Raw genomic sequence first — 12,331 nt, 5'->3', positions numbered from 1 at the left:
CAAACCCTTAGCTGATGTTTTTGTTTTTTTTGCCACCATACCGCCCTGAAAGGGCTGAGACGGTGCTCAATGACGGGCGAGATTACAGAGCAACTATGATGTTTTTATTTCAGTGATGAGAAGGGGTTGAAGTGGAAGTGTGAACAAAAAGAGAGAAAAAGGTTAGGGGCCCTGATGAGGGAAAAGATGTTGAATGTAACCGATTTCATTTGTTGTTTTTTTGAAGAGTACTAAAAGTTATTTTAAATCATATGTTTATGACGTGTTTTTTTTGCTTTTTCCGACAGTCTGCTGCCAAGGTTTTTTTGTGGTTGGCAGCAGTAAAATCACGTCAGCTTGAACCATCGTTTTTTTTACAAAGGCGATAAAACAGCATTTTTTTGCGATTAACTTTGCAACTTTATCTGTGCTGCTATGTTTCTGTTTCAGCTGGGGCTATACGAATAAATTAAAGGTTGTGCCTGCAGCGCTGTCGGGTGCAGTATGTAAACAGACCACAAAAGATGGCGTTTCGCAAAAAGCGCTCATTGTATTTTCAACACAGCGGAGTTGTTATGTCTGAACGTAAAACGGCCAAAGATTTTCATCCTGAAACCCTGCGTTTATTTGACCGTTATGTGCATGGTGATATCAGCCGACGTGACTTTTTAGCAGGTGCAGCAAAATTTGCTGTGGCAGGCATGACCGCTGTGACCATTTTGCAGGCGCTGACTCCCAACTATGCGATGGGCCAGCAAATTCAACCTGACGACCCTGCAGTGGATACGCACTATCTGACGTTTCCAAGCCCAAAAGGCTATGGTGAATTACGGGGCTATCTGGCGAAGCCTAAACAGCAAAATGGCAAATTACCGCTGGTGCTGGTGGTGCATGAAAACCGTGGTCTGAATCCTCATATCGAAGATGTAACACGTCGTCTGGCTTTGGCCGGTTTTATTGCCTTTGCACCTGATGCCTTGTACCCACTGGGCGGTTATCCGGGGGATGAAGACAAGGCCCGGCAATTGTTTGGCACTTTGGATCAGGACAAAACCCGCCAAGACTTTATTGAAAGCGTGCGTATTTTACAAAAGCTGCCCGAAGGTAACGGCAAAGTAGGTGTTGTGGGCTTTTGTTATGGTGGTGGCATGTCGAATTTTCTTGCCACAGAATTAGCGGATTTATCAGCAGCTGTACCTTTTTATGGCCGTCAGGGCGATTTAGATAAAGTGGCTGCAATTAAAGCACCGTTGTTAATCCATTACGCCAGTGACGACGAGCGGGTAAATACTGGTGCCAAAGCCTACGACGATGCGTTAAAAGCAGCAGGCAAAAACGCACAGAGTTTTATCTATCCGGACACCCAACACGGTTTTCATAACGACACTACACCACGTTATGACAAAGCCGCTGCAGAGCTGGCGTGGAGTCGTACTATCGAATTTTTTAAACAGCATTTGAGTTAAAACTATTTATCTGAACAGAGGGATTTTATGCATCAGTTGGTAGGGAAGCTAGTTTTTATGTTCTTGGTCAGTAGTGTATCTGCGGTTACCCAAGCTGCCGATTCATTAGGGAAATGGCACGGTCTTGATTCGAAAGTGATGCAGGAACGGCGTAATTTTGCGGTGTACCTGCCACCTTCTTATGGTAAGTCGAACAAAGAATATCCTGTCATTTATTTGTTGGATGGTGATCAACGCCGACTGAATGTAGTGGCAGGTATCCAGGACGCTTTAAGTACAGAAATTCTGGAGCAGCAGGTCAATGAAGCTATTATTGTCGCTATACCCAACAGTGAGCTCGCTATTCGAGAGCGAGATCTGACACCGACAAATGTTGACTGGGTGTTTAAGGGCAAATTGCTTGAGGATTTTGACAATATTGGCCAAGCGGACCGCTTTATCGAGTTCTTCCGGCAAGAACTAATCCCACAAATAAATGCAAAGTACCGAACCTCTGACAAAAGGATCTTGGTTGGAGAATCTTTTGGTGGTTTGTTTGCTGCTCATACATTGCTGAGTCAACCAGATGTTTTTACGGACTATTTAATTATCGATCCGACATCTTTGTGGGATAACAATTACCTCAACCGAAAGTACATTGCGCTTGATTACGACAAAAAACTGACAAAGGCGAATGTCTGGTTCTCTTTTGCTAATAATGAAGCTTTCGGAGATATAGGCGCGACGAACTATCAATGGGGCATGGAACTGGTTTCCAGACTTAAAAAACACCCTACAGTGAAGGTGAGCGAGCAATTTTTCCAGCATGAAAGTCATGGCACTGTGGCTTTGCAAAGCTGGTATTTCGGTTTGCTTCACCTCAATAAAAAGACACAACACTGAAGGCGAACTATGGAGAAGGTATGAATTATCAGGCCATTAATTTTAAAGACAAGTTTGAAAAGTTCGACAACCATTGGTCGCCCCGGGTGATTGCAGAGATGAATGATTACCAGTTTAAGCTGGTGAAAGTTGAGGGAGACTTTGTCTGGCATGATCACCCTGATACCGATGAAGTGTTTATTGTGGTAAATGGCGTGTTGGATATTGAATTTGAAGATGGCAAAGTGACCTTGCAAGCGGGCGAAATGTTTGTAGTACCTAAAGGCGTAAAGCATAAACCCGGCGCCAAAGATGAATGTCAGATCCTGTTGGTAGAACCTAAAGGCGTGGTGAATACGGGTGATACCCAAAGTACGCTGACCGCCCAGAACGATGTTTGGATATAGAATGGCAGAGTTTTTTTAATGAGTAATAAAATCAGAAATATTCAGAAAACGCTGTTGTCGGATAACTGGTACAGCCTGAATAAGTATTCTTTTGAGTACCAGAGCCATAGTGGTGAATGGCAGCAGCAGCACCGTGAAGCCTATGACCGCGGTAATGGCGCTACTATTTTGTTGTACAACAACAGTAAAGGCACAGTGATCCTGACCCGCCAGTTCCGTTTGCCGACTTATATCAATGGCAATGCAGATGGTTTACTCATTGAAACCTGCGCCGGCTTACTGGAGCAGGACAATCCGGAAGACTGCATTAAACGCGAAGCTGAAGAAGAAACCGGCTACAAAGTAGATCAAGTGCAAAAACTGTTTGAAGCTTATATGTCGCCGGGTTCTGTCACCGAAATCATCCATTTTTTTGCCGCTGAATATACCGAGAATATGCAGGTTTCAGCAGGCGGAGGTTTGGCGCATGAGCAGGAAAATATCGAAGTGTTGGAGCTGGATTTTGATTCAGCCTATTCGATGATTGGAACAGGTGAAATTAAAGACGGCAAAACTATTATGTTGCTGCAATACGCCAAAATAAATGGCCTGATAACAACCAAGCTTAGTAACAACGACACAAGGGAGCAGTAAAGCATGACCACACTGGAAGGTTTGTTTCAAATTACCGGCTGGAACGAAGAGCCTTATTCAGAAGGCGAAGATGGAGTTAAACAAAGTTACGCCAAAGTGTCGCAAAGCTATAGCGGGGCAATCGAAGGCACAAGTTCTGTGCATTATCTGATGAGCTATCAGGGGGCAGGCTCAGCTGTCTTTAACGGCTTCGAGACCTTCAGCGGAACTATCGCAGATAAAACCGGTACTGTGGTGATACAACACAATGGCACTTTTAAGCAGGGTGTCGCGTCAAGCGACTTTGTGATTGTGGCAGGTTCAGGCAAAGAGCAATTGGCCGGAATTGCAGGATCCGGTTCTTTTCGCTCAACCGAAAATGGCCAGGCGAAGTATCAGTTCAGTATTCATAGCTGACATTCAATCCGGCAAAGCAGGGCGGAGTAATGGCCAGAACAAAACTCAGTTTTGAACAGGCTTATGTGGTCTGATTTCCTGCTTTGGGTTTGAGCAAGACGGTTGTCATGGGAAAATGCCCACAAAGGAATGAAACCGTGATTCTGCTATCAGACCAGATTACTTTTGTTGTGCAGCAGGACAGAGGTGAGAAGCAAAGCTGCTGTTTATTACGTCTAGTGAAGGTACACAACATAAGCCACTTTGATTCTGGTTTATTCCGGCGGTTTTGTGAGTAGCTGTGACCAATTAAATCAGACCATCGAATAAGTTTACTTCACTAATATCTAGTGAAACTGACCAACCGAATGTAGAGTTCATTCTATAATTTATTTATATTTCAAATGGTTATATTGTTTCTTTGACTGGTGCGCAACTTGCTTTCATCAGAGCTTTTGCCAACTAAAGGATTGATATACATGAAAAAAGCATTTGGAATTGTTGTTGCTGTAGTGAGTGCTACGCTTGGTATAGCGTTACTATGGTTTGTATTGCCGAAACAGCAACAAAGCAGTGATCAGCTTACCGAACTTGAGCTTTATATCCCGGCATTGATGGAAGAAGCTGCGATCCCGGGGTTGGCGATTGCCAAAATTAAAAATGGCAAAACTGTTTTGCTGCAGACTTATGGCAAAGCCAATATTGAAACCGCAGACCCAGTCACAAAAGATACCTTGTTTAATTTGGCATCCATCAGTAAACCCATCATGGGGCTGGTGCTGTTACAACTGGTTGAACAGGGGAAACTCGATTTAGATCAGGATGTTAATCAGTATCTGTCTTTTAAAGTGGATAACCCTCATACTCAGGATGAAAAAATAACCCTACGTCATCTGGCCAGTCATTCCTCGGGTATTGCTGACTATTACGATATCAACAGCTATGCAGAGAATAAGGACACACAAATTTCCCTGCAGCAGCACATCACCAACCTACTGCTGCCAGAAGGCAGCCACTACCAGCAAGGCGAGTATTTTTTAGCGCAAATGCCAGGGGAGAAACGTCGATACAGTAATCTGGCGGCAGGGCTGGCTGGTTATCTGGTGGAGGCAACTACAGGCAAATCTTTGGCACAGTACAGCAAAGATACTTTGTTCCCGTCTTTAGCTATGCCTACAACCAGCTGGTTACTGCATGATCTGCCTTTAGATCAGATTGCAGTACCTTACGAGGTAAAACAGTGTGTGCCTTATTTGTTTATATGCGCTGATACTGAATCGACAGAACTGAATTACCTGATTGGCCGCTATATCAATCCGCCTGCGGCCTACAAAAGCTTTGCGGCTTATCCGCATTTTGGTAATCCACAATATCCAGATGGCGGAGTGCGTAGCAGCATCACTGAGCTCAGTCAGTTTTTAGTGGCGGTGTTGAATAATAAGGATAGTTCAGGTCAACCGTTATTATCCGATGCGATGTATGAAGAAATGTTTAAATTGCAGCTGCCGGAGTCGGTTTCTGCCAATCAGCGCTTTTTCTGGCGCGATAATGAGATGGGGTTAACAGGTCATATGGGCTCCGATCTGGGTGTGTTTACCGCTATGTATTTTGATCGCCACAGTAAAGATGGTTTTATTATTCTGATGAACAGAGGCTCAGACGCGCAAGCTGCAGCGGCAATGAAGAAGATTGCAACTCGGTTAGTTGAATTCTAAATGGCAAAGAGTTCGGAGTAGCCCTTTGTCGCACAATCTGTGGCTCCTGTTGGTTTTTTAGCCCAAGGCACTTGTAAGTTGTTCTTTATCGGTTAGTTTTAGTCAAATTCCCGGTATAACGTTCAACAGAGTCAACACCACAGGGCGCTACAGATGAAAACTATAATAACAGCGGCTTTCCTAAGCCTAATCACGGTTGTACCCGCCACTTGGGCTGCAGAGTTTAGCCAAGGCCGACAACTAAGTTCTGCTGCTGATTTTGCTGTATTGGCGCCAAGAGACAGGGTGAATACGGAAAACCTTATCCTCACTGAACGTCTGGATAGTCTTCTGCCACAGCTGATGGCCGAAGCTAAACTGGATATGTGGCTGGTGATCAACCGGGAATATAGCGAAGATCCGGTGTATTTCACTTTAGTGCCTCAGCCCACTTTCGCCGCCCGTCGCACCACCATGCTGGTGTTTTATCGTAAAGCCGATGGTTCGGTCGAACGTCTGTCCGTGAACCGTTATCCGTTTGGCGCACCTTATACCTCAGCCTGGTCGGGGGGAGATTTAACAGAGCAATGGCAGGCATTGGCTCAGGTTATTACAGAACGCAAGCCACAACGTATTGGCATCAACGTATCGGCAGATTGGGCAGTGGCTGATGGTTTAACCAAAGCCATGCATCAGTTGTTGCTGGATGTATTACCAAAAGACTATGCCAGCCGTTTAGTCAGTGCTGAGCCTTTAGTGGTGCGTTGGATGGAGCAGCGCACAGCCGCTGAATTAGAGCTTTATCCTCATATTGTCAGTCTGGCCCGTGCTGTGATTGCCGAAGCCTTCAGTGCCAAGGTCATTACTCCAGGTGTTACCACAACGGATGATGTGGCCTGGTATATTCGTCAGCGTTATGAAGCTTTAGGTTTGCCTGTCTGGTTTATGCCTGATGTAAATAGTCAGCGTCCGGGGGATGAGTGTAAAGCTGATTCGCCTTTTTGTGGTCAAAGCAGGGTGATCCACAGAGGTGACGTGCTGCATACAGATGTGGGCATTTGTTACCTGAAACTGTGTACCGACACTCAGGAAATGGCTTATGTACTCAAAGCCGATGAACAGGATGCACCTGCAGGTCTTATTAAAGCACTGGCAACAGGCAATCAATGGCAGGACAATTTAACCCAACAATTTAAAACAGGCCGCACTGGCAATGAAATTCTTGCCGCTACCATCAAAGAGACAAAAAAGCAGGGCATTATCAGCAGTACTTATACGCATCCTTTAGGTTTTGTTGGTCACGCGCCTGGGCCAACTATTGGCATGTGGGACAATCAGGGGCCGACCTCTGACGGAGGAGAATGGCCTTTGTATGCCAATACAGCTTATGCCATTGAAGGGAATATCAAACAGCAAGTACCAGAGTGGAATGGGCAGTATGTGCAAATTAAGCTGGAACAAAGTGCGTATTTTGATGGCAAGCAGGTGATTTATCTGGCAGGGCGTCAAACCAAATGGCATCTGGTGCGTTAAATACTTTCCACTAAGGGCTAATGTCCAACCTAAAGTACTCGTGGTATGGTAAAAATGGTCCATAAAAGTGCGCCGTGCTGACGGCCGTCAGCCCTTTGTCAGATTAAAAGGAACCTCTTTCTATGCTTATCTTTTTTGTCAGTATTGCCATACTTATCCTTGGCTACAAATTCTATAGTCCCTTTGTTGAAAAACAGGCCTGCATAGATCCTAAAGCTGTAACGCCGCAAGAGCGTTTTAGCGAAGGCGTCGATTATGTTGCTATCAGTCCGGTAAAAGCCTTTTTAATTCAGTTTCTAAATGTGGCCGGGGTTGGTCCGATCTTTGGACCTATCCTGGGCGCTGTGTATGGTCCTGTGGCTTTGGTATGGATTGTCATAGGCAATATCATAGGTGGTGCAGTGCATGACTACTTTTCCGGTGTGATGAGTATCAAAGAAGACGGCAAAAGTTTACCTGAGATAGCAGGTCACTATTACAACGTGGTTTTTAAAGGGGTAATGCTGGTATTTACCGCCATGCTGCTGTTTTTTGTCGGAGTGGTATTTATTATGAGTCCGGCTGGGCTTTTAAGTAATTTATCCTACTTTGAAGGCACTTTTTTAGCGGGTAATACCTTTTGGGTGCTGGTTATTTTAGCCTACTATTTTTTAGCGACTTTGCTGCCTATCGACAAAATTATCACCAAGCTGTACCCGGCTTTTGGTGTACTGATGATCGTCATGACCACCCTGATTGCAGGGGCTTTGTTACTGGATGCTCCTCACCTACCGCAGGTTGCTGATATTTTTGCTTATTTTGATGGCCACCATGAACATGATTTTTTAACTCCTAATCCTGATGGCGCGCCGATCTGGCCTCTGCTGTTTTTAACTATTACCTGTGGCGCTATCAGTGGTTTTCATTCCACTCAGGCACCTATCATTGCCCGTTGTTTAACCAATGAAAAATACGTCCGGCCTGTGTATTACGGAGCCATGATGTGTGAAGGTATTGTGGCTTGTGTCTGGGCTTTGGCTGGTATTGCCGCTTTTCCGGGTGGTTATGTTGAGCTAAAAGCTATGTTAGCTCAGGGCGGACCTGGCTTAGTGGTGAACCATATAGCCACAGGTTATCTGGGCGTTTTTGGTGGTGTGATGGCCATTCTGGCTGTTGCAGTATTCCCAATTACCTCAGGTGATACTGCCTTCCGTTCATTGCGTCTGACCATAGTGGATGCTTTTAATATTCCGCAAAGCCTGCGCAACAGAATGTTATTGTCAGTACCTATTCTGGCTATTGCTTACTTTATGACGATGCTGGATTTCTCCTTGATTTGGCGTTATTTCGCCTTCTCCAATATGTTGTTATCCACCAGCGTGTTATGGTTGGCGACTAAGTACTTATTTGACCGTGGCACTTTGCACTGGATTGCCAGCATTCCGGCCGTGATTGGCACCAGCATGACAGTGGCTTATATAGCGACTGCTGGTATTGGTCTGAATTTACCTGTGGAATACAGTAAACCTATAGGTGTGGTTGTGGCAGTCATAGGTTTGATAGGCCTGATGATGGCCCATAACAAGCGTACCCTGGTTACCCGAGGTTAAGAGCCTGGCAGCAGTGAACCCCAAGTTGGGTGCATTGCTGCCCGTCTGTTGTGAGCTTTGTATTTGCTCAATTTTCTCAGGCAGATCAGTCACTTTGGACGACGAAGTTTTAGTTCCCAAACTACTGACTTCAGGTGAGGTTCAGGCTGGCTAGACTAATACTGTACTGGTACCGGGCTGATCTATGAGATTTTGTCGTGTCTGGACCGTGGTTTTTTATCAAATGTTGAGGGATTAAATATGGCTAATGGAACAAATTCGTTATTAAAACTGGTTGGCTTAGTGTTGTTAGTGCTGGGCGTTGGTTTGGTTTACTGGGGGTTTCAATTATCAGATTCAGTGCAATCGCAATTGACTGAAGTAGTGACTGGCGCAGAGACAGACAAAGTGATGCAGTTTTATATTGGCGGTGCTATCAGTATTGTGGCTGGTCTCTTTTTAGCCTTTAAGCGTTAAACAAGCAGAGGGAATGGCAATGAGTTTAACTGGATTATTAGTATTTCTTGCAATAGGTGCCACAGCTGGTTGGCTTGGCGGACTTATTATGAAAGGCAGTGGCTTTGGTCTGCTGGGCAATATTATCGTCGGTATAGTGGGCGCTGTGTTGGGCGGTGCCTTGTTTGGTATGTTGGGGATCAGCGCCAGCGGCTTATTAGGCTCTATTGTTACAGCAACAGCAGGTGCCGTAGTTTTACTTTTTATTGCGAGTCTTGTCCGACGAGCCTAAGGCTCGTTGTTTCTTTTTTATATCTCTGCTCTTGACTAGTTCTTCTGCGATACTTTCGATATATTTCTAAGCCAATACAAACTCTTATCTTTGGTTTTCTATGCGTGTTCAACGTGATGATCTGACAGGCTCTGACATTGCTGCTTTGTTGCAAGAGCATTTAAATGACATGAATGCGGTGTCGCCTCCGGAGAGTAAACATGCGCTGGATTTGGCAGCTTTAAAAGCCAGTGACATCAGCTTCTGGACTTTATGGCAGCAGCAACAGCTGGCAGGTTGCGTGGCGCTGAAGCAATTAAACACCAGACAAGCTGAAATTAAATCCATGCGAAGTGCCACAGCGTTTCGAGGGCAGGGGGTAGGTAAGCTACTACTGCAGCATGTAATGACCGAAGCAAAAAGCCGGGGTTATCAGCAGTTGTATCTGGAAACCGGTGCTATGGATTATTTTGTCCCGGCCCGTTCTTTATACCGCAGTTTTGGTTTTGAACTCTGTGGGCCTTTTGCCCAGTATAAGGAAGATCCGAACTCTGTATTTATGTGCAAACAATTGACGGTCTGAGCTGAGCAGTGAAAGAGGCAGAACTCATCTGATGGGTCTGCCTCTGTGGTAGTGCGGTAGTTAGAGGAAATTATAAGTAAAAGACACACCATAGGTTCGTGGCGGGCCGTACACTGCAGTGCTGAAGCCCAGATCCGACGTCAGCTTGTCATTGCTATACACCTGATACTCTTTATCCAGTGCATTTTTCAGCCACAACATCAGTTCGTATTGACCATCCGCAGACACCAGCCCGAGCTGCGCATTGACCAGCGTCAGTGCGGCCAGCCTGGCCTGTGGCAAGTTGCGGGCATCCGAGTACATTGCACTGCGATACGAAGCATCGACGCCGGCAAAACCATCCCAGCCGTCAAAGGCCGGAAACTCATAGCTGCTCGCCAGATTGCCTGTCCATTTAGCGGCCCCTGGCAACTGGTTGTTGCTGCAGTCGTCTATGCTGTGGCAGTTACTGAAGTCGTTAAACTTTGCATCGGCAAAACCTGCAGAAGAGCTGATGCTCCACTGTTGTGTCAGGCGAAATACCAGTTCAGCTTCCAGGCCCTGGCTGGTCGCTGAAGGGCCATTTACTACCCGGTTGACGCCGTCATCATCCACCAGCAGGCTTTGAATATCACTGTAGTCCAGATAAAAAGCAGCCAGATTAAACCGGGCCCTGCGGTTTAGCAGGTCAGTTTTTAAACCTGCTTCGTAGCTAATGACCTGCTCACCGGCAAAACCTATATCCGGCGCATTGACATCACCGCCAATCGCCTGCAAAGACTGGGGTCTGAAACTGTAGCCGCCTTCTTTATAGCCTTTGGATACTTTGCCGTAAAGGTTCAGATCTTCATTCCACTTGCCATTCAGACCCATAGTCCAGGACACAAAGTTATCCTGCTGCGATTGATTGGTCTGAGGGATATGGATGTAATTCAGCAGAAAAAAACCAGGCAGACTGGTTTCATAACCGTCCTGCGCAAAGCTCATGTCTTTTTCCACTCTGGAGTAACGCAAACCACCAAAAGCGCTCAGGCTGCTGCTGATGTCATAGGTTAAGTTACCAAAGGCGGCGCTGCTTTTGGTGCGCAGGCTGCCGTCTATTTCCACCCCTGCATCTGCAGGTAAGTTCAAGGTGGTGGGCATAGGGGCATTCAAGCCGGTTGGGATACCATAAATACCGGTTTTCGTAAAAAAGCGCTGCAGGTTGACTGCTTCGTTATCCAGATAATACAAACCTGCCACGTAACGCAAAGCGCTGCTTTCGTCAGAAATCAGTTGAAACTCCTGAGTAAATTGCCTGTTGTTTTCTGATTCTATGCTGGAGGATAAATTGATGCTGGTGGCATCCGCATCGTTGGCCAGCAAAGAGTCATAGACTTTTTCAGCGCTAATAGATTTAAACACAAAACCATTATCAAACTGGTAGGCCAAAGTCGCGTCGGCGCTCCAGTTGTCACGTATGCCGTAGGAGTCTTCAGAATTGGCCATCACCTGATGCGGGTCGTCCGTAATAAAGTTAGCCGCCTGCTGGCCCTGATTGTATAAGCCCAAAGCTCCTAAGCCTGTGCCACTGTCGGCCAGCAGTTTACGGCCCGGTGGAATACTGCTGTCTTTGAGCACATCGGCGTTAATATCCAGCGTCAACGCTGCAGTTGGGGTGTAACGCAGCTGAGCCCGGCCGCCATGTCTGTTGTCGCTGAACATGTCCGAGCCATCTGCCAGGTTTTCAATAAAGCCGTCGCGTTTGACATCATAAGCGCTCAGGCTGGCAGCCAGCACATCTTCAATTAAAGCGCCACTGACAAAGCCATTGGCTTTGACTAAACCAAAGTTACCTATGTCGAGTTTTAGTTTAGCCTCGGGGGTGTCCGATGGTTTGCGGGTGGTGATACTGACTACTCCCAGATTGGTATTCTGACCAAATAAGGTGCCCTGTGGCCCACGCAGCACTTCGACTCTTTCAATATTGGCCAGTTCCTGGTTAAAGCCTGTGGCTCTGGAATACACTACGCCATCGACATAAATACCTAAGCCAGGGCTGGATCCTGAATTAAATACGCCATTGGGGCTGGACGGAATACCGCGCATATTCACTGTGGTGGCAAAAGCCGACATCACATTCATCGACAGGTTGGGTACTGAATGCTGAATATCCTGAAAGTTCTGGATATTGCCTCTGTCCAGCTCTTTGCTGCTGAGCACAGATACCGCCAATGGAACTTCCTGCAGGTTTTCACCACGTTTTTGTGCTGTGACCACAATGCGCTCCAGCTCGGGCTGCGACTCTGCGGAGCTTTGCTCTGCCAATACAGCTAAGGGCAGTAAACCCAGCAAATAAGGGATAGCTTGTGCTACCGGTGTTTTTTTTGATTTGATCACAATGCTGTTCCTTCAAATTGTTGCTACTGGTTTGGAGTTCTGCGCTCTTTATGGCGAGTAACTCTCCACCTGTTCTAGCAGCGCGCTCTGGCAGGAGCGTCCTGATTTGCAAAGTCGAAGAAAAAAGCAGCAAAGCAGTTAAAAATT

At 46.2% G+C, this 12,331-nt stretch carries 12 protein-coding genes; 11 read left to right on the top strand and 1 reads right to left on the bottom strand.

Annotated features, from left to right (window positions below; translation table 11 throughout):
- The first annotated feature begins 554 nt into the window (after positions 1–554).
- The 11 genes from P3C17_RS12695 to P3C17_RS12645 all read left to right on the top strand — a co-directional run bounded on the left by P3C17_RS12695 (position 555) and on the right by P3C17_RS12645 (position 9,826).
- Complete coding sequence (locus tag P3C17_RS12695; RefSeq protein ID WP_300929780.1) at positions 555–1,445, top strand: dienelactone hydrolase family protein; 891 nt, start codon at positions 555–557, stop codon at positions 1,443–1,445.
- A 27-nt stretch (positions 1,446–1,472) separates the two neighbouring features.
- Positions 1,473–2,327 (top strand): alpha/beta hydrolase-fold protein, encoded by an 855-nt coding sequence (locus P3C17_RS12690; RefSeq protein WP_300929779.1) that lies wholly within the window; start codon positions 1,473–1,475, stop codon positions 2,325–2,327.
- A gap of 20 nt (positions 2,328–2,347) precedes the next feature.
- Positions 2,348–2,713 carry a cupin domain-containing protein gene (locus P3C17_RS12685; RefSeq protein WP_300929778.1) on the top strand — a complete coding sequence of 122 codons (366 nt, stop codon included), beginning with the start codon at positions 2,348–2,350 and terminating at the stop codon, positions 2,711–2,713.
- 18 nt (positions 2,714–2,731) lie between these two features.
- Entirely contained in the window at positions 2,732–3,346 is a 615-nt protein-coding gene (gene nudK / locus P3C17_RS12680) for a GDP-mannose pyrophosphatase NudK (protein WP_300929777.1), read from the top strand.
- A gap of 3 nt (positions 3,347–3,349) precedes the next feature.
- Positions 3,350–3,742, top strand: a complete 393-nt coding sequence (locus tag P3C17_RS12675) for a DUF3224 domain-containing protein (protein ID WP_300929776.1) — start codon at positions 3,350–3,352, stop codon at positions 3,740–3,742.
- A gap of 458 nt (positions 3,743–4,200) precedes the next feature.
- A complete protein-coding gene (locus tag P3C17_RS12670) occupies positions 4,201–5,436 on the top strand; it encodes a serine hydrolase domain-containing protein (protein ID WP_300929775.1) in 1,236 nt (411 codons plus the stop codon).
- Between the two features lie 153 nt (positions 5,437–5,589).
- A complete protein-coding gene (locus tag P3C17_RS12665; protein WP_300929774.1) occupies positions 5,590–6,948 on the top strand; it encodes a M24 family metallopeptidase in 1,359 nt (452 codons plus the stop codon).
- A 122-nt stretch (positions 6,949–7,070) separates the two neighbouring features.
- The gene (locus P3C17_RS12660) at positions 7,071–8,537 is read left to right on the top strand and encodes a carbon starvation CstA family protein (protein ID WP_300929773.1); all 1,467 of its coding nucleotides are present in this window, start codon (positions 7,071–7,073) and stop codon (positions 8,535–8,537) included.
- Positions 8,538–8,777: 240 nt separating this feature from the next.
- A complete protein-coding gene (locus P3C17_RS12655) occupies positions 8,778–8,993 on the top strand; it encodes a DUF3185 family protein (RefSeq protein ID WP_300929772.1) in 216 nt (71 codons plus the stop codon).
- Positions 8,994–9,012: 19 nt separating this feature from the next.
- A complete protein-coding gene (locus P3C17_RS12650) occupies positions 9,013–9,264 on the top strand; it encodes a GlsB/YeaQ/YmgE family stress response membrane protein (RefSeq protein WP_233078105.1) in 252 nt (83 codons plus the stop codon).
- A gap of 100 nt (positions 9,265–9,364) precedes the next feature.
- Positions 9,365–9,826, top strand: coding sequence for a GNAT family N-acetyltransferase (locus tag P3C17_RS12645; RefSeq protein ID WP_300929771.1), 462 nt, complete (start codon positions 9,365–9,367; stop codon positions 9,824–9,826).
- Between the two features lie 60 nt (positions 9,827–9,886).
- Here the strand turns inward: P3C17_RS12645 and P3C17_RS12640 are convergent, their stop codons facing one another.
- Positions 9,887–12,184: a TonB-dependent receptor gene (locus P3C17_RS12640; protein WP_300929770.1), complete on the bottom strand. Its 2,298-nt coding sequence runs from the start codon at positions 12,182–12,184 to the stop codon at positions 9,887–9,889.
- Positions 12,185–12,331 lie beyond the last annotated feature (147 nt).

The organism is Rheinheimera sp. 1928-s, from assembly GCF_029269265.1.
In the GTDB taxonomy this organism is placed as follows: Bacteria; Pseudomonadota; Gammaproteobacteria; order Enterobacterales; family Alteromonadaceae; genus Pararheinheimera.
The sequence above is the reverse complement of the archived record's forward strand: the minus strand, read 5'-3'. Positions and strand labels throughout refer to the sequence as shown.

Coding starts and splice junctions, on each gene's coding strand:
- P3C17_RS12695 (WP_300929780.1), top strand. CDS start 555: ATGTCTGAACGTAAAACGGCCAAAGATTTTCATCCTGAAACCCTGCGT.
- P3C17_RS12690 (WP_300929779.1), top strand. CDS start 1,473: ATGCATCAGTTGGTAGGGAAGCTAGTTTTTATGTTCTTGGTCAGTAGT.
- P3C17_RS12685 (WP_300929778.1), top strand. CDS start 2,348: ATGAATTATCAGGCCATTAATTTTAAAGACAAGTTTGAAAAGTTCGAC.
- nudK (WP_300929777.1), top strand. CDS start 2,732: ATGAGTAATAAAATCAGAAATATTCAGAAAACGCTGTTGTCGGATAAC.
- P3C17_RS12675 (WP_300929776.1), top strand. CDS start 3,350: ATGACCACACTGGAAGGTTTGTTTCAAATTACCGGCTGGAACGAAGAG.
- P3C17_RS12670 (WP_300929775.1), top strand. CDS start 4,201: ATGAAAAAAGCATTTGGAATTGTTGTTGCTGTAGTGAGTGCTACGCTT.
- P3C17_RS12665 (WP_300929774.1), top strand. CDS start 5,590: ATGAAAACTATAATAACAGCGGCTTTCCTAAGCCTAATCACGGTTGTA.
- P3C17_RS12660 (WP_300929773.1), top strand. CDS start 7,071: ATGCTTATCTTTTTTGTCAGTATTGCCATACTTATCCTTGGCTACAAA.
- P3C17_RS12655 (WP_300929772.1), top strand. CDS start 8,778: ATGGCTAATGGAACAAATTCGTTATTAAAACTGGTTGGCTTAGTGTTG.
- P3C17_RS12650 (WP_233078105.1), top strand. CDS start 9,013: ATGAGTTTAACTGGATTATTAGTATTTCTTGCAATAGGTGCCACAGCT.
- P3C17_RS12645 (WP_300929771.1), top strand. CDS start 9,365: ATGCGTGTTCAACGTGATGATCTGACAGGCTCTGACATTGCTGCTTTG.